The organism is Galbibacter orientalis DSM 19592, assembly GCF_000260115.1.
Taxonomy (GTDB): domain Bacteria; phylum Bacteroidota; class Bacteroidia; order Flavobacteriales; family Flavobacteriaceae; genus Galbibacter; species Galbibacter orientalis.
Genome location: NZ_JH651379.1, coordinates 2,860,272 through 2,884,076, shown reverse-complemented (window position 1 = coordinate 2,884,076; position 23,805 = coordinate 2,860,272). Strand labels below are relative to the sequence as shown.

Below are 23,805 nucleotides of genomic sequence, written 5' to 3'. Positions count from 1 at the left end.
TTTTTTAAAGTTTTAATCTGATATAAATTTTTGAAAGTAAGGCAGCAAAACCAATCATAGCAATTGCCCAGAGAATAGACCCTCCTACAGCGATTAATACAGATTCTTCTTGCTTGTATATAAGAATATTCCAACCTAGTCCCCAAATAGTATAATAAATAATATCTGGAGCTAAATAGGTTGTTAATGAATTTTGACCAGCAGGTTTAAAGAGGGCAGTCCATCTAGACAATTTTAAATAATCTATTACATAAAATAAAAAACAAAATACTAGAATGCTTATTCCGTTACAAATCATGGCCCAAGAGGGAGTTCCTTGGATTTTAGAAATAATAAACCAATTTCTAAATGCAAAACCAATAAGAAGCACTATTATTCCTAATGGTAAAAGAATCCTAATGAGTCTTTTAAAATTAGATTTGTTTTCTTTTAAAAGTATTCCAACTCCCAAACCACAGAGCACAATGGAAGGCGTATTACCACTTATTAAAACTCCAAAATAAGGTTTTATAGGATTTAAAAAACCTAATAATTCTAATTGAGATAGTACATTTAGTAAAACAAAGCATCCCCATAACAGCACTACTCCAACTAACTTTCCTTTTGTAAATAAATAAGTTAACGCCCCAGCAAAATACCCCCATCCTATGAGTCCTAAAATACCCCACCATCCAGTAGTTAACCAAGTTGGATGGGCTTCGGTTCCTCCTTTAAAAATATAGGCTAATACTACTAAACCTACTATCCCTAGTCCTTTTAATACTTTGAAAAGCATATTATATTTGGAGTTTTCTGGATATTTATTCCAAATTAAAAAAATAGATATATACACTAAAATTGCCCATAAATACTTATTAATTCCTGAAAGCTCAGCATTAATCTCATGGATATTAATCATAAAAACACCTATTAATAAAAGGCTCAAAGTTCTTACTAAAATATGTTTGAGAATTTCAAGGTCTCCTTCTCCCTTTTTTCTTCTAGATAGGAATGCAAAAGGAATAGAAAGTCCCACCATGAATAAGAACCCTGGGAACACCCAATCTGCGAGTCCCATAGCATCTTCGGTAGCTTTGCTATGTACTAGCCATTTTGGAACTCCAGGCTCAAATAAATCATTAACAAAAAGCATGAGAAAGAGGGTTAAGCCCCTCATAATGTCGATAGAAAGTATTCTAGTAGGTGTTTTCAATCTAAAAAATATAAGCGCTAAATGAAGTTAAAAAAGCATAGTACTTCCTTAATAATTTGGAATCCAAACAGATTTCATTTAGTAGGTTGGTTAAAATTTAATTATAAAATAACCTTCTAAAATTAGAAATTTATTATGCTAATTCCTTTGATTAAAGCGCTTATTTTTAAAAATATATTTCTGTATGTTGTTCAGCTACAGCTTACTGTTGTTGGTCTAAAAAAATGTTGTTACTTCTTAATTATGTTGGATATTGATGTCTTTTTTTAACTGAAATTAGTCGGAAGACAAGAGACAAGAGACAAGACTGAAGACTGACAAAATCATATAGACTTTGTGTTCGTATTCTTTTGAAAGTTCTTAGTTTACCATAAACCTACTACTTATTGAAAAATTGAAAGATTGAAAGATTGAAAGATTGAAGAAATCGGGAGTCGGTAGTCGGAAGTTAGATTTTAGTTTACCAGAAACCTACTGCAATCTGCCTACTGAGCACTGCCTACTATTATAGAAGAAGTCGGAAGTCAGATTTTAGTTTTCCAAAACCATAAACTAAAAACCAAAAACCTACTGCAATCTGCCAACTGAACACTGCCTACTATTATAGAAGGAGTCGGAAGTCAGATTTTAGTTCACCAGAAACCATAAACTACAAACCAAAAACTTACTGCAATCTGCCTACTGAGCACTGCCTACTATTATAGAAGGAGTCGGAAGTCAGATTTTAGTTTACCATAAACCATAAACTAAAAACCAGAAACCTACTGCAATCTGCCTACTGAGCATTGCCAACTGAATACTGCCAACTGAGCACAGAACACTGAACAACAGCATAAAGCCTATATTCTAGCTTACTTTTTCTATTAATTCTTCTGTAGTTACTTCAAATTGTTCTCCGGTCTTCATGTTTTTTAATGTAAACTTTTCTTCTTGGATTTCTTTTGAACCCGCTAATACTACAAAAGGAATATTTCTTTTGTTAGCAAAATTCATTTGTTTTTTCATCTTAGCATCATCAGGATACATTTCCGATTTTACGTCTACTTCACGCAGTTTTTTAAGTGCTTTTAAACAATATAAAGCTTCTGTTTCTCCAAAGTTTAAGAATAATACTTTTGTACTTTCTAACACCTCTTCAGGAAAAAGATTTAATTCTTCTAAAACCAAATAAATTCTATCCAATCCAAAAGAAATTCCAACGCCACTTACATCTTTTAAGCCAAAAATACCCGTTAGATCGTCATAACGACCACCGCCACCTATAGAGCCCATTTTAACTTCGGAAGGAGCACTTACTTCAAAAATAGCACCTGTATAATAATTTAAACCACGCGCTAGCGTAACATCCAAATCTAAGGTAGCAGTTTTAAGTCCCAAAGTAGCAATTGCTTCCATTATAAAACTTAATTCTTCTACTCCTTTCATCCCTTCTTCCGATGTTTCCAGTAGAGAACGAAGGCTGTTTAATTTATCTGTATTACTCCCTGTAAAAGAAAATAAAGGTTGAACTTTAGTAAGTGCTTCCTCGCTAATTCCTTTTTCCAACATCTCCCTTTTCACACCATCTTCGCCAATTTTATCTAGCTTATCTAATGCTACTGTAAAATCTATGAGTTTATCTTTAGCACCAATAACTTCTGCTATTCCAGAAAGTATTTTTCTATTATTCATTTTAATAGTTATCCCCTCTAGCTTCAAACTATTAAAAACAGCATCATACAACTGTACAAATTCCACCTCTTGCCAAAGCGATTTAGAGCCTACCACATCGGCATCACACTGATAAAACTCTCTAAAACGTCCCTTTTGAGGTCTGTCGGCACGCCAAACAGGTTGCACTTGATACCGCTTAAAAGGCAAGTCAATTTCGTTTTGGTGCATTACTACATACCGAGCAAAGGGAACAGTTAAATCGTAACGCAATGCTTTTTCCGAAATTTTTGAAGTTAAAGCATTTGCATCTTTCTTTTCGTACAAAGCATTGTCTACCTTGGAAAGAAAGTCGCCAGAATTCAGAATTTTAAATATCAATCGGTCACCTTCATCCCCGTATTTCCCCATTAAAGTGTCTGAGTTTTCAAAACTAGGCGTTTCAATTGGAAGGAATCCAAAAGTTTCAAAATGCCTTTTAATGGTACTAATTATATAATTACGTTTTGAAACTTCCTCAGGAGTAAAATCTCTAGTTCCTTTTGCTATACTGGGTTTTTGTGCCATTGTATCTATTGCTCGTTGTTGGTTTATTACTAGTAATTAAAATCAAATTATAAGTTAATAATACAAGTATAACTATCTGTTTTTTAACTTTTTAACTTTCTACTTTTTCACCTCAATTAGGTAAAATCTCATCAAAATAGGTAAATAATTCTCCTTTGGTAATTACTGCACCTTTTTCAATAAGCTCAAACTTATCTTTATTTCTATCTTCGGTATATGCTTTTGCGGCTACCATCATTTCAACAGCATCCGTTAAAAAGTTGTTTTTAAACCAAGCAAAACCTTCTTTAGTAGTTAGGTTTACCCCTGGTTGATGTACACGTACTGCAATTAATCTCATTTCCTTTTCACCTAAATGAAATAAATGCATTTCGGTAGCTGAAATATTTTCTAAGTAGGTTACTTTACTTAAAACACCTTCCCAAACCAAATCGCTAAAAACATCTATTTCGTCTTCAGCCACTTGCGGTTTATTCTTTTTAATATCGTTCCATTCATCAACAGTTATAGTTTGTGCTGCCAAGAAGTTTATAAATTCTTGATGCATTTCTTCTAACTGCTCCTTTGTAAGTCTTCTATACTTCACTAAAAAAATATTATGAGTTTGTAAAAATAAGAAAGAGGCTGATTAAAAACTAAATTTTAATACAGCCTCAAGCTATTTCTTATAAAGAATGATGTTTATTATTTTCCTTCTACAACTACTTCGAAAGGGAAATTAACAACTACTTCTCTGTGTAATCTTATAGTAGCCTCATAAGGACCAGCAACTTTTACGTTACCTCCTAAGATGCTGATATATTTCTTTTCTACTGCTAAATTAGCTTCTTTTTGAATTGCTTCAGAAAGATCTGCATTTCCAATAGATCCGAATAATTTATTTCCTGCTCCAGCTTTTGCTGTAATTTTTATAGTAAGATCTTTAAGTTGATCTGCAACTTTTTGAGCATCAGCAATTACTTTCTTTTCTTTAAAAGCTCTTTGCTTTAAGTTTTCAGCCAATACTTTTTTTGCAGAACTGGTAGCCAAAATTGCTTGACCTTGTGGGATTAGAAAGTTACGTCCGTAACCATTCTTTACAGTCACCACATCGTCTTTAAAACCTAAATTCTCTACGTCTTTCTTTAATATTAATTCCATGGTTACCTTCTTTTATTTTAATAAATCTGCTACGTATGGCATTAAAGCTATGTGACGACATCTTTTGATTGCTACAGACACTTTTCTTTGATACTTTAATGATGTTCCGGTTAACCTTCTTGGTAAAATCTTACCTTGTTCATTAACCAATTTTAATAAAAAGTCTGGATCTTTATAATCGATATACTTGATACCTGACTTTTTGAAACGACAATATTTCTTTGTCTTATTGGTTTCTATATTAAGTGGAGTTAGATATCTAATCTCTCCGTCTTTTTTTCCTTTTGCTTGTTGCTCTATAGATGACATAATTACTAAGCTTTTTGTTTAAGTTTTGTTCTTCTTTTTTCTGCCCAAGCGATAGCGTGTTTGTCTAACTTAACAGTTAAATAACGCATTACACGCTCGTCGCGTCTAAATTCTAATTCAAAAGGCTCAATTGCTTCTCCAGCAACTTGAAATTCAAAAAGGTGGTAGAATCCACTTTTTTTGTTCTGGATAGGGTACGCTAATTTTTTTAGCCCCCAATCTTCTTTAGATACAAACTCTGCCCCTTTAGAGGTTAAGAAATCTTCAAACTTCTTAACTGTTTCCTTTATCTGAGTCTCAGATAAAACGGGATTAAGAATGAAAACAGTTTCGTAATGATTCATAACTTATATTATTATTAATTTTTAAGGGTGCAAAAGTACAATTAATTATTTTAATAAAAAAACCTCTCTTGGTTATTTCGATAAAAGAAGGATGATTTTCCCCTCTAAGCCACAAAAATAAGGTATTTGACAACATTTTTTTTGTTTTACCTCTAATTTTTCACTAAAATTGTACTATATATTATCCAACCATATACCTAGTTTGTAAAAATGAAGATGAATTGTATTATTGTTGATGACTCTAGTATCCAACGTATGTCGGTTGCTAGGTTAATAAAAAACCATCCGATGCTAAACTTAGTAGCGGAATACAGTAATGCTATTGAAGCCAGAAATGGACTTAAAAAACAAACAATAGATCTCATTTTCTTAGATATTGAGATGCCAGTAGTAAATGGTTTTGATTTATTAGAGGCTTTAAATGAGCCTCCCCAAGTAATTTTAATTACTGGTAGCGCACAATATGCCTTAAAAGCTTTTGATTACGATGTTACCGATTACCTCCACAAACCAATTACACAAGAACGCTTCGAAGCATCTGTTAAAAGAGCGCAGGAAAACTTCAAATTAAAAGTAGCTTCCAAAGAAGACGACGATCATATCTTTGTGAAAAGTAATTTAAAGAAAAGAAAAGTTTTTTTAAATGAAATAAACTGGGTAGAAGCCTTAGGAGATTACATTAAACTTGTAACCGACGATGCTAACATCGTTATTCTTTCTACAATGAAGTCTTTTGAAAAAGAACTCCCACAGGAACGTTTCTTAAGAATTCACAAATCTTACATTGTGAATTTAGACAAAGTAGAAAAGTTTAATAGTAAAAATGTGGAAGTAAATGGAACACAAATTCCTTTAAGCAGAAACAAAAAGCAAGAACTTTCTGAAGCACTTAGTAGTCAGCAGCCTTAATAAGCGTCTACATTATAAATTATTCTTACACTTCTGTAAGCAGCAATTGCATTAAAAGTTTTATCAATTTTCCTCAACGCATCTTTAGTTTGTTTTGTAGATTGATTTTGAGGCACCTTAATAACAATATTTTTTAAATATTCATTTCTAATACGAGAAACTGGCGGAAACTCTGGACCTAAAATTTCAGTCTTCGTATAACTATCAAAAACAGTATGCAGGGCTTTAGCATACCAACTACTAGCTTCGTTTACCTTATTATAGTCTTTATTTTTAAAAACAATTTTTATAATTCTTGTAAAAGGCGGATATTTAAATTGTCGTCTTTCATTAACTTGATCCGTAAATAATTCTTCATACCTATTCAATGAAGCTTGCTGTAAAACTTGATGAAAGGGATTGTAAGTTTGAATAATAACTTTTCCTCTTTTTTTGGTTCGCCCTGCCCTTCCAGAAACTTGTTGTATCAACTGAAAACTTCTTTCATGAGCTCTAAAATCGGGGAAATTCAATAAATTATCGGCATTCATTACTCCCACTAAACTAACATTCCGAAAATCTAGTCCTTTAGTAAGCATTTGTGTTCCTACCAAAATATCTATTTCTTGCTGCTCAAAAGCAGTAATTATTTTTTCATAACCATATTTTCCTCGAGTAGTATCGGAATCCATTCTCCCAATTTTTAACTTCGGAAATATTTCTTTTAGTTCTGCCTCAATCTGTTCTGTACCAAAACCTTTGGTATCTAACTCACTACTCCCACAAGCCCCACATGCAAGTTGCTTAGCCATAGCATACCCACAATAATGACAGCGTAACTGATTTTTATATTGATGGTACGTTAAACTTACATCACAATTAGGGCATTGTGGCGAGTGCCCGCAAGTATTACATTCTAAAATAGGTGCATAACCTCTTCTATTTTGAAAAAGGATAATCTGCTCTCCTTCTTCTATAGCTTCTTGCATAGCCTCGATTAACCGATCTGAAAAATGACCCGTCATTCGTTTTTTTCGATGCTTTTCTTTAATATCTGTAAGTTCAATATCTGGCATCAATACATTTCCGTAACGCCTATTTATTTCTACTAACTTATACTTCCCAATTTTGGTATTGTAAAAACTTTCTATACTTGGCGTAGCTGTTCCAAGTAAGGTTTTAGCTTTATGTAAACTTGCCAAAACAATAGCAGTATCTCGTGCATGATAACGTGGCGCTGGGTCAAATTGCTTAAAAGAAACCTCATGCTCTTCATCCACAATAACCAATCCTAAATTGGAAAACGGTAATAAAACTGCAGAACGCGCTCCAATTACAATCTGCGCCTTGGAAACCGATTTCAATATATTATTCCACACTTCCACCCGCTCATTAACCGAATATTTAGAATGGTACACACTCACCTTCTCTCCAAAATAATCCTGCAAGCGCTTTATAAGCTGCGTTGTAAGTGCTATTTCTGGCAATAAATACAACACCTGCTTTCCTTCATTTATTACTTTCTCTATCAGTTTGACGTACACTTCTGTTTTTCCAGAAGAAGTAACACCATGCAACAAAACAACCTCATCGGTTTTAAAATGATTATTGATTTTGGTTAATGCGGATGCTTGGTATTCATTTAAATCTTTCAAGCTAGAAACTTTATCCCCTTCATATTGAATTCGATCTTGCTGAAGGTGATATTCTTCTAAAATATTTTTCTCAATCAATGTTTTTACCACCGCGGAAGATGCACCACTTTTTTCCTCTAAATCCTTTACTTTAATAGGCTTATTTGTAGTAGCTTCCATAGAAAAAAGGGTCATTATCACCTCTCGCTGCTTATGAGCCCTATTTGATAAAGAGGCTAATAATTCGCTTAACTTTTCATCAGAAGTATACGCATTCCCCAATTTTATATAGCGCACTAATTTTGGCTTGTATTGCTCGTAAACTTCTTCTTTTAGATGAATTACATTTTTTTCTAGAAGTCTTTTGAGTACAGGAAGAATATTCTTCCGATCAATAATACTACTTACCTCCTGCACTTTTAGCATTGATTGATGCTGAAGCGCCTCATAAACCAACCATTCATCATCAGCCAAACTATTTTCTTCGCCTATATTAAAACTTTCATTTTTAAGAATTAGCGTTTCACTTTCTAGCAAAAAAGCAGAAGGAACTGCAGCTTTAAAAACCTCTCCTAACGAACACATATAATAGGATGCTATCCACTCCCACTCCTTCAATTGCTTTTCAGAAATTATAGGTGCTTCATCTAAAATCTGATCTATTTCTTTCGGAACATAGGTCTCTGGAAGCGTTTGATGCACTCTATACACTAACGCTGTATAGATTTTGGTTTTACCAAAAGGAACCGCTACCCGCATTCCCGTTTTTAAAAAAGAAGCTTCCTTTTCTGAAACAACATAAGTAAATGTTTTTTCTAACGGAATCGGTAAAACTACATCTATAAAGTGCATTCTTTGAATACTGGGTTTTAAGTGTTGGATTTTTTTGGACTCTAAATAGACCCTATTTATGCCATTTTCTCCAGAATGGATTCTAAACAAAAATAAGAAAAGAGAATAAGAATATATATTTTCTTAGTTCTCTTTTCTTTATTAGTATTATTTTTTTGAGACGTATTTCTTCTCTAATTACGCCTTATAGCAACTTAGTTAACCCTGTGCCATGTTTGTGTTCTATATAAAAATGCAATATATCCTCTTACATTTAAGATATTGGCATCGTTCTCATCAACCCATATTTTACATTTATACTCCTTCCCTTTTTCAGGATCTAGTATGGTTCCATCAGCATATTCGTCGTCATCTTTTTCAAGGTTTTCTATAATTACCATTCCTAAAACTGGAGCATCTTTTTTGGCTCCATCGCATTTATCACAAACAGCATCTTGACGGTCTTTATTGAGCAGCTCAACCACCTTCCCGAATACTTTTCCATCTTTTTCATAAATTTCCACGATGGATTTTTCTTTTCCGCTTTCATCATCAATAGTTTTCCATTTTCCAAAAACACTTTGGGAAAAAGCAGTAAATCCGCATAAAACAACAAATGTTGCAAACAAAAATAATTTCTTACTCGTCATAATTATAAATTTAAAAGTTACGTTTTAGGCTTCTCAAAGAAGCATTTAGCTCAAATCCTAAAAGCAAAATATTCGAATTAATCCAAATATATAGCATTAAAATAAGTAACGCTCCAATGGAACCATAAATTTCATTGTATTGAGAAAAATTCTCTATATAAATACCAAACAGATACGTAGTTACAATTATCAATATTGTTGTTAATAACGCTCCAGGCGAGAAAAACTTTGTTTGTCTACCTTCTGTTGTTCCAAAATAATATAAGATTGCTGTAGTTAAAAACGAGATAATCACAAAGAACAAAAATCTTCCTATTCGTGCCCCAATAACATCTCCTCTTGCAACATCCATACCATTTGTTTTAGACGCCAACTCACTTAAATACTGAACAATATAGATTTCATAAAAAATAAATCCTATTACACTAGCCAAAAATAAAAAGGCCATTAACAAAGCTACCCCAACAGCTACAAAATACTGCTTAATAATATTTCTAGTAATAACAACATGGTAAGAAGTCTCAAAGCCTCCAAAAATGGCATTGATACCGTTTGCCATTAAAAAAATAGACAAAAAGAATACCGATGAAAGTAATCCGCCACGTTGTTTACTAACAATATCTTCTATAATAGAATCGAAAAAATTTGCGGTTTGCGGTGGCAATAGGCTTTCTATAAAATGAATAAAGTCTTGTTGGAAACCCTCTATTGGAACATACGGAATTAAGTTTAGAATAAATAGAAGAAAAGGAAAAAGAGCCATAAAAAAACTAAAAGAAATAGCACTTGCTCTGTATGTTAAAGCCCCTTTTACTATTCCTACAAAATACATTTCGGTTAAATCATAAACCGATAGCCCTTCAAAACCAGGCAATTTTATATTTTTTAATAGTTTTACGAAGTAATTTACTACAGGTATTTTAGCTAATTTCTCCTCTATTTCTACTGACATATTATACCGCTTTTAAACTCAAATCCATATTATAAATGGAATGTGTTAGCGCACCAGAAGATATATAATCTACCCCACATTCGGCATACAAACGCAAGGTTTTTTCATTAATTCCACCCGAAGATTCTGTGAGACATTCATTGCCTATTAATTTCACGGCTTTTCGTGTCTCTTCATAATTAAAATTATCTAAAAGAATTCTATACACTCCTCCAGCTTTTAAAATAACCTCCACTTCTTGAAGATCTCTAGCCTCTACAATTATTTTTAAATCTCTTTTAGTTTCTTTTAGGTATTTTTTTGTTTTCTCTATAGCCTGAGAAATTCCACCAGCAAAATCAATATGATTATCTTTCAACATAATCATATCATACAAAGCAAACCTATGATTCTCTCCGCCTCCAATTTTTACCGCCCATTTTTCGATAGCACGAATTCCAGGAGTTGTTTTTCGAGTATCAAGAATTTTTGTTCCTGTTCCTTCCAACAATTTTACATAGCGCTGTGTTTTAGTAGCAATAGCACTCATACGCTGCATAGCATTGAGCACCAAACGCTCTGCTTTTAAAATTGACTGAGAACTCCCTTCTACATAAAATACAATATCTCCTTCTTTTACTGTAGCCCCATCGTTTATTAGCGTTTCTATTTCCAGAGAAGCATCTACATAATTAAAGACTCGTTTAGCAAATTCCACGCCCGCAATAATACCTTTATCTTTAACTAAAAGTTTTGCTTTTCCTTTTGCCTCAGATGGAATACAAGCTAACGAACTATGATCGCCATCTCCTACATCTTCTCGTATGGCATTTGTTATTATTAGCTCGAGTTCCTCTTGAAATTGTTTTTCAGAAATCATTCCCTAATGTTTTGCGCTAATTTATTAAAAACCTTTTTAGCTAGTAGCCTGAACCGACTTATTTTATGTAATTCTATTGCAAACTCCGAATATTTTATAAGATTTCATAATTTTGCATCATGAATATCAAATTAATTGCTGTAGGCAAAACAGACGGAAAGGAGCTTAATTCTCTTATCGACCAATACGTTAAACGTTTAGGTTTTTATGTAAATTTTGACTTTGAAATTATTCCAGATATTAAAAATGTAAAAAACCTTTCCGAAGCTCAGCAAAAGGAAAAAGAAGGAGAATTAATTTTAAAAAAGCTTAATCCTACAGATATTTTAATTCTATTAGATGAGAATGGAAAAACATTTTCTTCGGAAGTTTTTGCAGATTACCTACAGAAACACATGAATAGCGGAGTTAAGCAACTCGTTTTTGTAATTGGTGGTCCGTACGGATTTTCGGATACTATCTATAAAAAGTCTCAAGGAAAAATCTCACTTTCTAAAATGACATTCTCACACCAAATGATTCGTTTATTTTTTGTTGAACAACTGTATAGAGGATTTACAATTTTAAGAAACGAGCCCTATCACCATAGGTAAAAAAATTAGTTTTAATACTAATCCTACTAAAAGGCTTCTCCAATTCTAAAATAAATTCCCCAATCGTCTTTTCCTACAGCAGCATCAAGTCCGATATTAAATTTTGCTTTTTTAAACGCTTGATACCTATAACCAACCCCTGCTCCAGGATACATTTTCCAGTTATTATCTTCCACATCCGACCCATATAAAGTTGCCATACCTGCAAACCCAACAAGCCCCATTTTTCCTCCAAAATTATATCGATATTCTCCCTGAATAGCCATTATTCCATCGCCACGAAATTCCCCTTGAGAATATCCTCTAATATCTTTATTCCCAATAGTTACTTGCTGTTCAAAAGCAATATCTCCTAACCCTACCTTAGCAGAAGCTCGTGCAGCAATAATATCTTTTCCATTCTTCATTGGGATATACTTATTATACTCCATCAATATTTTATTAGCTTCCATATCATTACCAAACCACTCTGGGTAAGAAATCCAGCGAAGCTGTGCTTTATGTCCGTTCATTGGATAGTAAATAGCGTCTCTGGTATCATACAATAAATTCATTTCAATAGCATTAGTAGTTACCGCTGTTGAAGGATTTCCATTATCATAATTGGTATCATAATCTGCATACGTATAAGTAAGACCTCCATATAAACTCTCAACAATTCTTCGTTGGGCTCCTACACTTAAAACAGTAGTGTTAGTGGCATATTCATAAAATCCTGGCACTTCAGTATCATCATCATAAAATTGTGAAATATGGTCTCCTTTTACAGCAAAAAATTTGGCTCTCCATTTATTTTCAGCAAAGAAAAACCTATTAAAAAAAGCAACAAAGTAAGAACCATTAGTAGTATAAACTGCCGAAACACCTGACATAGATTTTGGAGAAATATCATCATTCTGATCCAATTTATACATCATCATTGGAATAACTCCAAACATAAACTCTAAATTTCTATTATAACTAAGAAATGGCATCACGGTAAAATCAACGCGTTTTTCTGGCTTTACCTCTTCCGATCTTGTAGAATCTACTACTTGAATTTGTGAAAAACCAAACTGACTTAACAAGAAAAAAGAAACTATTAATGTATACTTTTGCATATATTCTTTTTGATTTATTTGTAAGTAATAGTTAAAATCCAATAATTTTACTCTAAATATACAATCAAAAAACAACATAAAGTAATTTAATTCTTATAAAGTCCTCCTACATGAAACTAGTTTTTGCTACTCATAACTTAAACAAATTAAAGGAAGTAAAGTCCATATTACCAGATTATATAGAACTACTATCTCTTGAGGATATTGGTTGCACTGAAGAAATTGAAGAAAACGGAGATACTATTGAGGAAAACGCCGCTATAAAAGCTAATTATGTATTTGACAATTACAATCTAAATTGTTTTGCAGATGATACTGGACTAGAGGTAGAAATTTTAGACAATGCCCCTGGCGTATACTCTGCACGCTATGCGGGACCTCAAAAAAATAGTGATGACAATATGGACAAGTTATTACAAGAACTAGCAGAAAAAGACAACCGTGCTGCAAGATTTAAAACTGTAATAGCACTTCGTACAGATCAAGAAAAAATTATTTTTAATGGTATCGTAAATGGAGTTATTACCACTGAAAAAAAAGGCGACAATGGTTTTGGATACGACCCTATATTTCAACCAGAAGGAACTACAAAAACATTTGCTGAATTTTCTTCAGAAGAAAAAAATAAAGTGAGTCACCGTGCAAAAGCGATGAAACAACTCATTGATTATTTAAAACCATAATCAAAAAATCTATTGTCTATTGCAAATAGTAGATTATAAAGTATAGAGAAGAGAGAAGAGAGAAGAGAGAAGAGAGAAGAGAGAAGAGAGAAGATAAATAAAACAAATAGCTAAGCTAATTAATAATCCTAAAAATTAAGTATAATTGATGAAACTTGACTTTAAAAACATTCAAGAAAAAGACTTACCATTAGTAAAAGAAATCTATGATTGGTATATTGAAAACTCTACTGCCACTTTTCATACACAACCAATTTCTTTAGATGAATTAAAGGAATTACTTTATTTTGACCATCATCTATACCATTCCTTTTTAATTTATGCTGATGAAGAATTAGCAGGTTATTGCTTTACCACACATTTTAAAAAACGCCAAGCATATAACCGTACCGCAGAAGTAACTATTTATCTTAAAAACGGATTTGGCGGAAAAGGAATAGGTAAGAAAACACTGCATTTTATAGAAGAAAAAGCAAAGAATAACGGTATTAAAAACTTACTAGGAATAATTACTGGTGACAATACCGGAAGTATAGCATTATTCTCTAAATGTGGTTATTTTGAATGCGCTAATTTTAAAAATGTAGGAGAAAAATTTGGTAAAATATTAGACGTAGTAGGCTACCAAAAAGAAATCTAATTTACTTAAAATAATCAATAGCACCTTAGAACATCTTTATTAATCTCTTTTGGATCTTTCCAATGTTTTCCAAATAAAGAGGTAGGATTACTTTGTTGTTAGAAAAAAGAGAAAAAACTAAACTTCCTCTTATTGGATAGTATTAGTTTTTTCTATTTACAAGAGTGTAAAGTAACCTTGCTTATCTTCTAAAAAGTTTTTTTTTGCAACACTAAACCATTATCAATTCCTCACTTATTCTTCAATTAAGTTGTTAAATAATCAACTTTCAACCTATATTATACTACTTTTTGACATCCAATAGCTTTCTATATAAAAAAGCAACCACTAAAAACCTCATAATCAACAACAAAGAATTAAAATAATTCTTAAGATATATAGTGTAGTGTCAATTAATAAACCTACCTTTGCGCCCTTATTTTTAAACACATATATGAACAAATTTGAACAATTAGGACTGAACGAACAGCTACTTAAAGCCATTACAGATATGGGCTTTGAATCGCCTTCTGAAGTACAGGAGAAAGCTATTCCGGTCCTACTAGCCAATGATACCGATATGGTTGCTTTGGCACAGACAGGTACGGGGAAAACAGCTGCTTTCGGCTTTCCTATGATTCAGAAAATAGATGTAAACAGCAGAACCACTCAAGGGCTTATTTTATCGCCTACGCGTGAACTTTGTTTGCAAATTGCTAATGAATTAAAACTATACTCTAAATATTTACCAAATATAAATGTGGTAGCTATTTATGGTGGTGCGAGTATTACCGACCAAGCGAAACAGGTAAAAAGAGGAGCACAAATTGTTGTAGCTACTCCAGGGCGAATGAAGGATATGATAAGCCGTAATATGGTTGACATCTCTAAAATTGAGTATTGTGTACTTGATGAAGCAGATGAGATGCTAAATATGGGATTCTATGAGGATATCAATGAAATTCTTTCTCATGCCCCAAAAGAAAAAAGCACATGGCTTTTCTCTGCAACTATGCCGAGAGAAGTTGCTACCATTGCTAAAAAGTTTATGAAAAACCCACAAGAAGTTACTGTGGGAGCAAAAAATGCAGCTACTTCTAATGTACAACACGAATATTATGTTGTTGGTGGAAGAGACCGTTATTTAGCACTTAAACGATTGGCAGATACAAATCCTGATATATTCTCTGTAATTTTTTGTAGAACAAAACGCGATACACAAAAGGTTGCCGAAAAACTTATTGAAGACGGATACAATGCTGGGGCTTTACACGGAGATTTAAGTCAGAATCAACGTGACATGGTAATGAAATCTTTTAGAAGCAAGCAAATCCAAATGCTTGTTGCTACAGATGTTGCCGCACGTGGTATTGATGTAGACGATGTAACACACGTAATAAATTACCAACTTCCAGACGAAATAGAAACTTACACTCACCGTAGTGGTAGAACAGGAAGAGCTGGTAAATCGGGAATTTCAATGGTAATTGTTACCAAAAGTGAATTACGAAAAATTGGAGCCATAGAGCGTATTATTCAGCAAAAATTTGAAGCTAAAAAAGTTCCAAGTGCTGAAGAAATCTGTGAGATTCAATTATATCACTTAGCTAGCAAAATAAAGAATACAGAAGTTAACAAAGAAGTAGAACATTACTTACCTGCAATTAATGATGTTTTTGACGGTATTGATCGTGAGGAACTTATTAAAAAAATGGTTTCTGTTGAATTTGGTCGTTTTGCTGAGTATTATAAAAAAGCTGGAGATATTAATGTTTCTGCTAATTCTAGTTCTAGAGATCAAGATTTCTCTGGAGGCGAAGGAAAAGTACGTTACTTTATAAATGTAGGATCTAGAGATGGTTACGATTGGATGGTTTTAAAAGATTTCCTTCGTGAGCAATTACAATTAGGTCAAGACGATATTTTTAAAGTGGATGTTAAAGAAAGTTTCTCTTTCTTTAATACAGATGCTAACCACACAGAAGCTATTTTGGCTTTCTTTACCGACTTTAAATTAGACGGACGCTTTGTTAATGTTGAAGTTTCTAAAAACTCTAGAGAGAACTCACGCGGACGCGGAGGACGTTCTGGAGGTGGAGGTGACAGAAAAAGAAGCCGTAGAAGCGATAGTGGTTCCTCTAAAAGTTTTGGAGAAAAACGTTTTGGTAAAAAAGGCGGAAAAGGAAACAATTCTGGAGGTAACAACAATGGTGGTAACAGAAGATCTAAAAAAAGATTTTAGTTAATAATAAATTAAAAATGCGCCTTATGGCGCATTTTTTTGTTTTGTTTACTACTTTTAGCTCCAATTAATAACTATGTAACGAACTGTTGGTCTATTGTGATCCCTACTATATTTGTATATAACCAAATCACTTTCTTTAGGCATCAGCTTACTTTTTTAGTATGTTTGAAGTAATGAAAAAAATATTTTTAATAATTACCCTTCTAACTTTTGGTATTGCATTTTCTCAGCATAGCGGTGAGGAACTGAAAGGATCTGTTGTTAATACAAGCGACGATAGTACTATTGATAATGTCCATGTATTAAACTTAAACCAAGTTATTGGTACTGTTACCGATGAAAATGGTGACTTTATAATTCCAGCACGTGTTAATGATACGCTATACTTTTCTTACATCGGTTTTAAATCGATTAAGGTGCGCGTTACTAATGATATGTTGAAATTTCAAAACACTAAAATAGGCTTAACAGAATTGGCTTTTGCTTTAGAGGAAGTGGTTGTTAGACCTTTTCAGCTAACAGGTTTCTTAGAAATTGATGCTAAAAATATTCCTATTAATCAATCTGCTAGATACAGTATCTCTGGTTTAAATGTTGGTTATGAAGGAGGAAGTAGAAATCCGAGTGCCTTTTCTAAAATTATGGGTTCTATTTTTAACCCCGCAGACTTTCTGCACAATCTCTTCGGAAAGAAACCACAACAAATGAAGAAACTCCGAAAAATGCAAGAAGATGACAAGATTCGAAATTTACTTTCTTCTAAATTTGATAGAGAAACTTTAATGGCATTACTTCAAGTTGACAAACAAGAAATTGAAGAAATTCTTATTAACTGTAATTATTCTGACAGTTTTATTGAAACTGCAAACGATTTACAAATTCTAGATGCTATAAGTAATTGCTATGAAGAATATAAGGTTTTAAATAGAGGGAACTAAGCTTTCTATTTTGTTTACGGCATTAAGTTTTTTCTGATAATTGTAAAATGATTCAATCTTTTATACATAAAAGAATATTCAGATATAAATTCCTTTCTAATACGATTGTCAATACTATTAGTTTAAAAATAATTGGGAAGCTATTAATGTTCTCTTTCTAACAATTGTTTTAAATCTGCTAAACCTGCTTCAAAGTCTTTTCCTACTGCCTTATCCATATTCATAAAAATCATAAAAATACTTACAGGAAACTTATAATCTCCAGAAAAACCCCACTCTACTGTAGTTACTTCTGGTAGTACTTTTTCTACTTTTAGATAAGCATTAGATGTTGATTTATACGGCTTTATAAATCGTAATTCACTTTGCACTAATTCATTCGAAATAATTTTAAGTAGTTCCTGCTCCCCTTCTCCTACATCTTTATTTCCCTTCCAAGTACTAATAGCCCCAACAGCACCGTCCACTCCGGTAAAAGTTTGTATCATTTCAGGATCTTTCTTAGTCCATGGCGACCATTGATCTTGATTCTTCAAAAACTTGATGTATTCAAAAACTTTAGGCAACGGTTTATTAACCTGTATACTCCTACTTATATTGTAGGTTTTAGGAGCAATTAAACCCAAAAAAGCAACTAAAAGAATAACTCCTCCGAGAATGTACAATAAAGTTGAAATCATACGGATCCTATTTAAATCTAAAAATTTATAAAAAATAGTAAAAATATTACAATTTAGTAAATAAACTAAAATCTTTTTAATACATCATCTAGACTTCTAATAGATTTTTTAGTCCAATCGATTCTTTTTTCTATTATTTCTTCTGAAGTTAATTGCCAATTAATGTCGGAACTTCGTAATTTGGTAGTAAGGTCTTGGAGGATGATAGCTGCTGAAACCGAAATATTTAAACTCTCCGTAAAACCATACATCGGAATCTTTAAAAAACCATCTGCTTGCTTGATTAATTCTGGCGTCAATCCGCTTTTTTCTGTTCCGAAGAAAAGTGCAGATTTTTTATAAAAATCAAAATCCTGTAGCATATTAGCGTCTACATGAGGGCTCGTAGCAATTATTTGATATCCTCTTTTTCTTAATGCCTCAACACAATCTGAAACATTGTTATACTTTGTGGTATCCACCCATTTTTGAGAGCCCATAGCTATATTTTTATCCAATCTTTCCCCAAATTGCTTTTCTACAATATGAACATTCTGAATTCCAAAAACATCACAACTACGAATAACAGCACTTGTATTATGGAGTTGATACACATCTTCAATTGCAACTGTAAAATGATTCGTTCTTTCGGCTAATATTTCTATAAAACGCTTTTTCCTTTCTTCAGTAATAAAACCCTCCAAATATTTTAATAACTCTAATGACATCCACAACTGCTTAAAATTTCCTCCCTCAATTAATAAGATAAGTTACTTCGAGAAAAGCCTCGGAACGTTCAAATCTCGATTATCGAGTAAATTTAAAAAATTTATTCCTTCTTATGCTCCTCAACCTTTTGAGAGCATAAATAATAAAATTATTTACTATCAACTCTTTTTATAAAACTTGGTTGTTCTATTTTAAAACTATAACTTCAAATAAAAAATTAAGATGAAAAAAATTGTAGTTCTTACTGGAGCGGGGATTAGTGCGGAAAGCGGACTCAAAACTTTTAGAGATGCCGATGGATTATGGGAAGGACACGATGTTATGGAAGTGGCTTCTCCCCAAGGCTGGAAAAATAACATGGAATTAGTTTTAAAGTTTTACAACGACCGAAGAAAACAATTACTAGAAGTGAAGCCTAATAAGGCACATCTTGCAATTGCTAATCTTGAAAAAGACTACAAAGTAACTATTATTACTCAAAATGTAGACGACCTACATGAGCGTGCTGGGAGTACCAATGTAATCCACCTACACGGCGAACTGTTAAAAGCGAGAAGCACATTTGATGAAGATTTAGTTTTTGATTGGACCAAAGATATTAATGTAGGAGATTTCTGTGAACATCACCATCAAATAAGACCTCATATTGTATGGTTTGGAGAAGCTGTCCCTCTCATAGATAAGGCTATTGAAGAAGTTAGTGTTGCAGATATTATTATGATTGTGGGCACTTCAATGCAAGTCTATCCTGCTGCAGGATTAATAAACTACAAAAAAAGGAATACTCCTATCTATTTTATAGATCCTAAACCATCAATGTCAAAAAAGACCATGGAAGGAGTAGAAATTATTGCAGAAAGGGCTACTGTAGGTGTTCCTATTGCGGTTGAGCACTTGTCTCGTATTTAAGTCGCAACATATTTGCCCAATTTGCTACTGCTTGACTCTGCTCTTCTGTTAAAGTAGCGTCTGCATGAAGCCATTTATAAGAATCTAGAGGCATCCAGCCTTCGGTTACAGCTTCATTTATTTCTTCCAATTTATGAGCTTTCTTTTTTGCTGAATATAAATCCCATTGAGAAAAATCTAAGTGTTCTTTTCCATCATTTATATGTCCAGAAAGCCAATAAGAAACTGGCTCTATAGATGCATACCAAGGATAATTTGTATTGTTAGAATGGCAATCATAACATGCGTTTGTTAAAGTTGCCTTTACATTCTCTGGTACATTTTCTACTAATAATAAGTCTGTTGGAGGTGTTGTATCTGATTTATTTTCTACTGGAGGAAAAAACTGCATCACTACAATAATTACAATCAATACGGTTACGATTTTTCTAAGCATTTTAATAATTTTATTAAAAACTATACTTCTATAAAGTAAGAAATAAAGCGGGTATATTAGTATATTTATAATCATAAATTTAATGAAATAAAAATTGAAAACTAATTTAGAGAAAAAACTTTCCTACGTTAGCGGCTACAGAAAATACCGTATAGAAGTAGCGGAATACATTCTTTTAAACAAAGAAGAGTTCCCTACATTATTAAATCTATGTTTTTTAGACAACAAAGAAATCTCACATAAGGCATGCTGGATTACAGAGTTTGTTTGTAAGAGTAATTTGACAATGCTTTTTCCAGAACTTAACTATTTTATTAAGAATTTAGCTAGTCTAACAAACGATTCTTCTATACGACCAATGGCTAAAGTTTGTGAAATTTTATGCGAATCTTATTTTCAGAAGAAAAATAAAGAATCTATTTCCTATTTAACAGAGCCACTTTTAGAAAAACTTATAGAAATTAACTTCGATTGGCTTATTTCTGATGTAAAAGTAGCTACTAAGGCATATGCCATGAGAAATTTATACTTACTAGGAAAAAAGTTCGATTGGATTTACCCCGAATTAAAACCTATTCTTTTAAAAGACATCCCAGACCATTCTGCCGCCTACAAAGCCAGAGCAAAACATATTCTTGATAAAATTTAATTTTTCAACTTTCTTTAATTTAACTCTCACTCTATTCTCTATCTCTTCACTTTTCTCTATCCATCTCTTTAACTTTTAACTTTTTCACTTTCAACCCTTATACTTTCAACTTTTATACTTCTCCCTAACAACTTTTCCTCAAAATAGTTGACCCTTTTATTATATAAGGTTAAATTTGCACTTTCTTAAAATAAAGACATGCAACTAACACCACTTAACGCAGTTTCTCCAATAGATGGAAGATATCGTAATAAAACTGAAAAATTAGCAGACTTCTTTTCTGAAGAAGCACTTATAAAATATAGAGTTCGTATTGAAATCGAATATTTTATTTCGCTTTGTGAACTGCCTTTACCTCAATTAAAAGACTTTAATAAAAATCTTTATGCTGATTTAAGAGCTATTTACAACGATTTTACTCCTATAGATGCAGCTGCAATTAAAGAAATTGAGAAGGTTACAAACCATGATGTTAAAGCAGTTGAATACTTTATAAAAGAAAAATTTGATGGACTAGGAATTCAAGAATACAAAGAGTTTATTCATTTTGGATTAACATCTCAAGATATAAATAACACAGCAATTCCACTTTCTATTAAAGAAGCTCTAGAGCAAATATATTTGCCTGTTTACGAAGAAATTATTAATAAACTAAACAGTCTAGCAAAAGAATGGAAGGATGTTTCAATGTTGGCTAGAACACATGGTCAACCAGCTTCTCCAACAAGATTAGGAAAAGAAATAGAGGTTTTTATTGTACGTTTAAGTGAGCAGTTTAATGGTATGAAAAACATTCCGATTGCTGCTAAATTTGGAGGCGCAACTGGTAACTATAATGCTCATAAAGTTGCTTATCCTTCTATCGATTGGAAAGCTTTTGGAACTCAATTTGTAGAAGAATCTTTACAATTACGACACTCCTTTCCTACTACACAAATTGAACATTATGACCATATGGCTTCTCTATTTGACGCCTTAAAACGTATCAATACAATTATTATTGACTTCAATAGAGATATGTGGACATATATTTCTATGGATTATTTTAAGCAACAAATTAAAGCAGGAGAAGTTGGTTCCTCTGCGATGCCTCATAAAGTAAATCCTATTGATTTTGAAAATTCTGAAGGGAATTTAGGTATTGCAAATGCAATTTTTGAACATTTGTCGGCTAAACTTCCTATTTCTCGTTTGCAACGAGATTTAACAGACAGTACGGTACTTAGAAATGTAGGGGTTCCTTTTGGGCATACCTTAATTGCATTTCAGTCTACCTTAAAAGGATTGAATAAATTATTACTGAATACTTCTAAATTTGAAGAAGATTTAGAAAATAATTGGGCTGTTGTTGCAGAAGCAATCCAAACTATTTTAAGACGTGAAGCCTATCCAAATCCATATGAAGCTTTAAAAGGACTTACACGTACTAACGAAAAAATAAATCAAAAATCTATTGCATCTTTTATAGAAACTCTTGATGTTTCTGATGCTATTAAGGCTGAATTAAAAGCTATTACTCCTGCAAATTATACAGGAATCTAATTAATTTATAAGGTTTAAATATTTCATTAAATAATAAAGGTCTAAAAAGTATCTAAACTCTAAATGTCATCCTGAACTTGTCGAAGGATTTTTTTGAGTGTTAGTTGTTTAAACTTCGACAAGCTCAGTTTGACAACTATGAATTACTTTTTAGACCTTTATTTTTACTTTTTACTTCTTCAAAAAATAGGGTTAACTCATTTTAACCCAAAAAGGGGATTTTCTGTAATGAGATGTCTCCCGTTGGTCGACATGACTGTTATCTATAAAAATATTGTTGTCCGATAAAAGTTAACGGAATTTATTAGACTCCACCTATATTAAGGTTTAATTGAGGTTTTCAAAATAGACCCTTTGCTATTAATAAAAGTGAATAAAAAGAAAATTTTAGTAATGTTGTTTCTTTAAACTACTCATTTTAAAATAGTTAAGATTTAGAGGAATTAACTCTTTATGAAGGATTAAAAATCCCTTTTAATTGTGATTCTAAAGCTCCTGAGTCAACCGCTCCTTTTTGAACTGCTTCTACTAAAGACATCATATTTTCTGGTTTCATTTTGTTCCCTAAAACACGAATTAGTGCAAAGCCCATCTCGTCGTCACTTCCAAAAAGGATAACTTCATCAACAGTATCGTCATCTCCTAAATATTTTACAACTCCTTTATGCTTTCCACTGTTAATTACCATCAGTTCTTCATATTTAGTATCTTTTAAAATAGATTGAACTGTAGTTTTTTCTGATTCATAATCAGTTTTATTGTCTTCATTTACTCTAAAAGCTAGAACATTTAATTTCTTAACAGAGTTAAAAGCTTCCTGTTGCTTTTCATTTAAAGAATTACTAGCAACACCCAATATGCTAGCAGGAATATCCAAAGAAATAAAATTTGGATTGTCAGCATTGTTTACATAATACTCCTGCAAACTTGGCGTTCCATTTCCGCAGGAAGCAACCACTAAAACAAGAGTTACTAATGCTACTATATTTTTTAAGATTTTCATTTTGATTGATTTTTAAGTTCTATAATTAATACATGCCCCATCAAGCGAAGTCGAAATAAATGCTCAACTTCGCTCAAAAGGCAGTATCATTTTTATTTATTATTCCCTGCTTTTCCTAACTGGTCTCCTCCAGGAAGATCCATTTTACTAGTAAGTTTAGAAATCTGACGTAAATCTATATTTCCTGTTAAGGACAATAGTACAGTTTCAGGCTTTTTACCATTAAATTCTAATTCCTCATAATTTAAATCGGTTACAAACATGAGAAGTTCTTTTACATGGTTCTCATCTGCTCCTTCTTTTACATAAAACTTAACGTTAGACTCCCCATCTCGAACACGCATTAACTCTTCAAAAGAAGAACTTTTTAAATGATTGGAAACCCAACCATCAATATCTTTCGTTATTTTTGCATTTTCTGTAGTAATAACCTTAAAGCTTGTAATATTATTAACAAGTTCAAATACTGCAGCAGCATCTGGATCTTCGGTACTGATATTGATTTTACTCAACATCTGAAACATTTTTGGTTGTAGCGCTACAAATGTTACCTCATTATTTTCTGAGTACTTATCAAAAATTGATTGTGCTTGAGATAAAAACGGTACTACCGTTAGTGCTATTATTAAAACTATTTTTTTCATGTTTTCCTTTTTATTGTTTTTAACTGCCACATGGAACATC

25 protein-coding genes are annotated in these 23,805 nt (G+C 32.4%); 9 read left to right on the top strand and 16 right to left on the bottom strand.

Going from position 1 to position 23,805, the window contains the following annotated elements; all coding sequences use genetic code 11:
* Positions 1–4 precede the first annotated feature (4 nt).
* From JOOMADRAFT_RS12695 to rpsF, 6 genes are all read right to left on the bottom strand, one after another.
* Positions 5–1,132 carry a DUF5009 domain-containing protein gene (locus JOOMADRAFT_RS12695; protein WP_245547680.1) on the bottom strand — a complete coding sequence of 376 codons (1,128 nt, stop codon included), beginning with the start codon at positions 1,130–1,132 and terminating at the stop codon, positions 5–7.
* Positions 1,133–2,038: 906 nt separating this feature from the next.
* Entirely contained in the window at positions 2,039–3,409 is a 1,371-nt protein-coding gene (gene hisS / locus JOOMADRAFT_RS12690; protein ID WP_008613987.1) for a histidine--tRNA ligase, read from the bottom strand.
* Between the two features lie 112 nt (positions 3,410–3,521).
* A complete protein-coding gene (locus JOOMADRAFT_RS12685; protein WP_008613979.1) occupies positions 3,522–3,995 on the bottom strand; it encodes a DUF6495 family protein in 474 nt (157 codons plus the stop codon).
* A gap of 98 nt (positions 3,996–4,093) precedes the next feature.
* Positions 4,094–4,549 (bottom strand): 50S ribosomal protein L9, encoded by a 456-nt coding sequence (gene rplI, locus JOOMADRAFT_RS12680; RefSeq protein WP_008613963.1) that lies wholly within the window; start codon positions 4,547–4,549, stop codon positions 4,094–4,096.
* 12 nt (positions 4,550–4,561) lie between these two features.
* On the bottom strand, positions 4,562–4,858 hold the full coding sequence (gene rpsR / locus JOOMADRAFT_RS12675; protein ID WP_008613961.1) for a 30S ribosomal protein S18: 297 nt from the start codon (positions 4,856–4,858) through the stop codon (positions 4,562–4,564).
* A gap of 5 nt (positions 4,859–4,863) precedes the next feature.
* Positions 4,864–5,202 carry a 30S ribosomal protein S6 gene (rpsF, locus tag JOOMADRAFT_RS12670; RefSeq protein WP_008613960.1) on the bottom strand — a complete coding sequence of 113 codons (339 nt, stop codon included), beginning with the start codon at positions 5,200–5,202 and terminating at the stop codon, positions 4,864–4,866.
* A 210-nt stretch (positions 5,203–5,412) separates the two neighbouring features.
* Between rpsF and JOOMADRAFT_RS12665 the strand changes: the two genes are divergently transcribed.
* Positions 5,413–6,111, top strand: a complete 699-nt coding sequence (locus tag JOOMADRAFT_RS12665; protein WP_040879742.1) for a LytR/AlgR family response regulator transcription factor — start codon at positions 5,413–5,415, stop codon at positions 6,109–6,111.
* Here JOOMADRAFT_RS12665 and priA read toward each other — a convergent pair.
* The 4 genes from priA to nadC form a co-directional block, all read right to left on the bottom strand.
* Positions 6,108–8,576, bottom strand: a complete 2,469-nt coding sequence (gene priA, locus JOOMADRAFT_RS12660; protein ID WP_008613955.1) for a replication restart helicase PriA — start codon at positions 8,574–8,576, stop codon at positions 6,108–6,110. The two genes, JOOMADRAFT_RS12665 and priA, sit on opposite strands and share 4 nt — an antisense overlap.
* Positions 8,577–8,770: 194 nt before the next feature.
* Entirely contained in the window at positions 8,771–9,205 is a 435-nt protein-coding gene (locus JOOMADRAFT_RS12655; RefSeq protein ID WP_008613953.1) for a DUF2147 domain-containing protein, read from the bottom strand.
* 10 nt (positions 9,206–9,215) lie between these two features.
* Complete coding sequence (locus JOOMADRAFT_RS12650; RefSeq protein WP_008613938.1) at positions 9,216–10,157, bottom strand: YihY/virulence factor BrkB family protein; 942 nt, start codon at positions 10,155–10,157, stop codon at positions 9,216–9,218.
* 1 nt (position 10,158) lies between these two features.
* Positions 10,159–11,016 carry a carboxylating nicotinate-nucleotide diphosphorylase gene (gene nadC, locus JOOMADRAFT_RS12645; RefSeq protein WP_008613936.1) on the bottom strand — a complete coding sequence of 286 codons (858 nt, stop codon included), beginning with the start codon at positions 11,014–11,016 and terminating at the stop codon, positions 10,159–10,161.
* A gap of 119 nt (positions 11,017–11,135) precedes the next feature.
* Between nadC and rlmH the strand changes: the two genes are divergently transcribed.
* Positions 11,136–11,609 (top strand): 23S rRNA (pseudouridine(1915)-N(3))-methyltransferase RlmH, encoded by a 474-nt coding sequence (gene rlmH, locus JOOMADRAFT_RS12640; protein WP_008613935.1) that lies wholly within the window; start codon positions 11,136–11,138, stop codon positions 11,607–11,609.
* Between the two features lie 26 nt (positions 11,610–11,635).
* Here rlmH and JOOMADRAFT_RS12635 read toward each other — a convergent pair whose 3' ends face one another.
* Positions 11,636–12,709, bottom strand: coding sequence for a BamA/TamA family outer membrane protein (locus JOOMADRAFT_RS12635; protein ID WP_040880093.1), 1,074 nt, complete (start codon positions 12,707–12,709; stop codon positions 11,636–11,638).
* A gap of 110 nt (positions 12,710–12,819) precedes the next feature.
* Between JOOMADRAFT_RS12635 and JOOMADRAFT_RS12630 the strand changes: the two genes are divergently transcribed.
* The 4 genes from JOOMADRAFT_RS12630 (at position 12,820) to JOOMADRAFT_RS12615 (ending at position 17,194) form a co-directional block, all read left to right on the top strand.
* Entirely contained in the window at positions 12,820–13,392 is a 573-nt protein-coding gene (locus JOOMADRAFT_RS12630; protein WP_008613933.1) for a non-canonical purine NTP diphosphatase, read from the top strand.
* A gap of 148 nt (positions 13,393–13,540) precedes the next feature.
* Complete coding sequence (locus JOOMADRAFT_RS12625) at positions 13,541–14,032, top strand: GNAT family N-acetyltransferase (RefSeq protein ID WP_008613932.1); 492 nt, start codon at positions 13,541–13,543, stop codon at positions 14,030–14,032.
* Between the two features lie 433 nt (positions 14,033–14,465).
* A complete protein-coding gene (locus JOOMADRAFT_RS12620) occupies positions 14,466–16,253 on the top strand; it encodes a DEAD/DEAH box helicase (RefSeq protein ID WP_008613931.1) in 1,788 nt (595 codons plus the stop codon).
* A 176-nt stretch (positions 16,254–16,429) separates the two neighbouring features.
* Positions 16,430–17,194, top strand: a complete 765-nt coding sequence (locus tag JOOMADRAFT_RS12615) for a carboxypeptidase-like regulatory domain-containing protein (RefSeq protein ID WP_040880091.1) — start codon at positions 16,430–16,432, stop codon at positions 17,192–17,194.
* Between the two features lie 143 nt (positions 17,195–17,337).
* On the opposite strand, the gene JOOMADRAFT_RS12610 is transcribed toward JOOMADRAFT_RS12615, so the two are convergent.
* Together JOOMADRAFT_RS12610 and JOOMADRAFT_RS12605 are read right to left on the bottom strand one after the other, a co-directional pair.
* A complete protein-coding gene (locus JOOMADRAFT_RS12610; protein ID WP_008613929.1) occupies positions 17,338–17,874 on the bottom strand; it encodes an SRPBCC family protein in 537 nt (178 codons plus the stop codon).
* Positions 17,875–17,939: 65 nt separating this feature from the next.
* A complete protein-coding gene (locus JOOMADRAFT_RS12605; RefSeq protein ID WP_008613928.1) occupies positions 17,940–18,581 on the bottom strand; it encodes a TrmH family RNA methyltransferase in 642 nt (213 codons plus the stop codon).
* Positions 18,582–18,804: 223 nt separating this feature from the next.
* Between JOOMADRAFT_RS12605 and JOOMADRAFT_RS12600 the strand changes: the two genes are divergently transcribed.
* Positions 18,805–19,491, top strand: coding sequence for an SIR2 family NAD-dependent protein deacylase (locus JOOMADRAFT_RS12600; protein WP_008613927.1), 687 nt, complete (start codon positions 18,805–18,807; stop codon positions 19,489–19,491).
* On the opposite strand, the gene JOOMADRAFT_RS12595 is transcribed toward JOOMADRAFT_RS12600, so the two are convergent.
* Complete coding sequence (locus JOOMADRAFT_RS12595) at positions 19,460–19,927, bottom strand: heme-binding domain-containing protein (RefSeq protein WP_008613926.1); 468 nt, start codon at positions 19,925–19,927, stop codon at positions 19,460–19,462. The genes JOOMADRAFT_RS12600 and JOOMADRAFT_RS12595 overlap by 32 nt on opposite strands.
* 94 nt (positions 19,928–20,021) lie before the next feature.
* On the opposite strand from JOOMADRAFT_RS12595, the gene JOOMADRAFT_RS12590 reads away from it, so the two are divergent.
* Together JOOMADRAFT_RS12590 and purB are read left to right on the top strand one after the other, a co-directional pair.
* A complete protein-coding gene (locus JOOMADRAFT_RS12590) occupies positions 20,022–20,576 on the top strand; it encodes a hypothetical protein (RefSeq protein WP_008613925.1) in 555 nt (184 codons plus the stop codon).
* Positions 20,577–20,774: 198 nt separating this feature from the next.
* On the top strand, positions 20,775–22,118 hold the full coding sequence (purB, locus tag JOOMADRAFT_RS12585) for an adenylosuccinate lyase (RefSeq protein WP_008613924.1): 1,344 nt from the start codon (positions 20,775–20,777) through the stop codon (positions 22,116–22,118).
* Positions 22,119–22,569: 451 nt separating this feature from the next.
* On the opposite strand, the gene JOOMADRAFT_RS12580 is transcribed toward purB, so the two are convergent.
* Both JOOMADRAFT_RS12580 and JOOMADRAFT_RS12575 read right to left on the bottom strand, forming a co-directional pair.
* The gene (locus JOOMADRAFT_RS12580; RefSeq protein ID WP_008613923.1) at positions 22,570–23,121 is read right to left on the bottom strand and encodes a DUF4252 domain-containing protein; all 552 of its coding nucleotides are present in this window, start codon (positions 23,119–23,121) and stop codon (positions 22,570–22,572) included.
* A gap of 92 nt (positions 23,122–23,213) precedes the next feature.
* A complete protein-coding gene (locus JOOMADRAFT_RS12575; protein WP_040880090.1) occupies positions 23,214–23,765 on the bottom strand; it encodes a DUF4252 domain-containing protein in 552 nt (183 codons plus the stop codon).
* Between the last annotated feature and the right edge of the window lie 40 nt (positions 23,766–23,805).

Bases quoted from the DNA above. Each gene is read 5' to 3' on its own strand.
- JOOMADRAFT_RS12695 (WP_245547680.1), bottom strand. From the start codon at position 1,132: ATGCTTTTTGTTAATGATTTATTTGAGCCTGGAGTTCCAAAATGGCTA.
- hisS (WP_008613987.1), bottom strand. From the start codon at position 3,409: ATGGCACAAAAACCCAGTATAGCAAAAGGAACTAGAGATTTTACTCCT.
- rplI (WP_008613963.1), bottom strand. From the start codon at position 4,549: ATGGAATTAATATTAAAGAAAGACGTAGAGAATTTAGGTTTTAAAGAC.
- rpsR (WP_008613961.1), bottom strand. From the start codon at position 4,858: ATGTCATCTATAGAGCAACAAGCAAAAGGAAAAAAAGACGGAGAGATT.
- rpsF (WP_008613960.1), bottom strand. From the start codon at position 5,202: ATGAATCATTACGAAACTGTTTTCATTCTTAATCCCGTTTTATCTGAG.
- JOOMADRAFT_RS12665 (WP_040879742.1), top strand. From the start codon at position 5,413: ATGAAGATGAATTGTATTATTGTTGATGACTCTAGTATCCAACGTATG.
- priA (WP_008613955.1), bottom strand. From the start codon at position 8,576: ATGCACTTTATAGATGTAGTTTTACCGATTCCGTTAGAAAAAACATTT.
- JOOMADRAFT_RS12655 (WP_008613953.1), bottom strand. From the start codon at position 9,205: ATGACGAGTAAGAAATTATTTTTGTTTGCAACATTTGTTGTTTTATGC.
- JOOMADRAFT_RS12650 (WP_008613938.1), bottom strand. From the start codon at position 10,157: ATGTCAGTAGAAATAGAGGAGAAATTAGCTAAAATACCTGTAGTAAAT.
- nadC (WP_008613936.1), bottom strand. From the start codon at position 11,016: ATGATTTCTGAAAAACAATTTCAAGAGGAACTCGAGCTAATAATAACA.
- rlmH (WP_008613935.1), top strand. From the start codon at position 11,136: ATGAATATCAAATTAATTGCTGTAGGCAAAACAGACGGAAAGGAGCTT.
- JOOMADRAFT_RS12635 (WP_040880093.1), bottom strand. From the start codon at position 12,709: ATGCAAAAGTATACATTAATAGTTTCTTTTTTCTTGTTAAGTCAGTTT.
- JOOMADRAFT_RS12630 (WP_008613933.1), top strand. From the start codon at position 12,820: ATGAAACTAGTTTTTGCTACTCATAACTTAAACAAATTAAAGGAAGTA.
- JOOMADRAFT_RS12625 (WP_008613932.1), top strand. From the start codon at position 13,541: ATGAAACTTGACTTTAAAAACATTCAAGAAAAAGACTTACCATTAGTA.
- JOOMADRAFT_RS12620 (WP_008613931.1), top strand. From the start codon at position 14,466: ATGAACAAATTTGAACAATTAGGACTGAACGAACAGCTACTTAAAGCC.
- JOOMADRAFT_RS12615 (WP_040880091.1), top strand. From the start codon at position 16,430: ATGAAAAAAATATTTTTAATAATTACCCTTCTAACTTTTGGTATTGCA.
- JOOMADRAFT_RS12610 (WP_008613929.1), bottom strand. From the start codon at position 17,874: ATGATTTCAACTTTATTGTACATTCTCGGAGGAGTTATTCTTTTAGTT.
- JOOMADRAFT_RS12605 (WP_008613928.1), bottom strand. From the start codon at position 18,581: ATGTCATTAGAGTTATTAAAATATTTGGAGGGTTTTATTACTGAAGAA.
- JOOMADRAFT_RS12600 (WP_008613927.1), top strand. From the start codon at position 18,805: ATGAAAAAAATTGTAGTTCTTACTGGAGCGGGGATTAGTGCGGAAAGC.
- JOOMADRAFT_RS12595 (WP_008613926.1), bottom strand. From the start codon at position 19,927: ATGCTTAGAAAAATCGTAACCGTATTGATTGTAATTATTGTAGTGATG.
- purB (WP_008613924.1), top strand. From the start codon at position 20,775: ATGCAACTAACACCACTTAACGCAGTTTCTCCAATAGATGGAAGATAT.
- JOOMADRAFT_RS12580 (WP_008613923.1), bottom strand. From the start codon at position 23,121: ATGAAAATCTTAAAAAATATAGTAGCATTAGTAACTCTTGTTTTAGTG.
- JOOMADRAFT_RS12575 (WP_040880090.1), bottom strand. From the start codon at position 23,765: ATGAAAAAAATAGTTTTAATAATAGCACTAACGGTAGTACCGTTTTTA.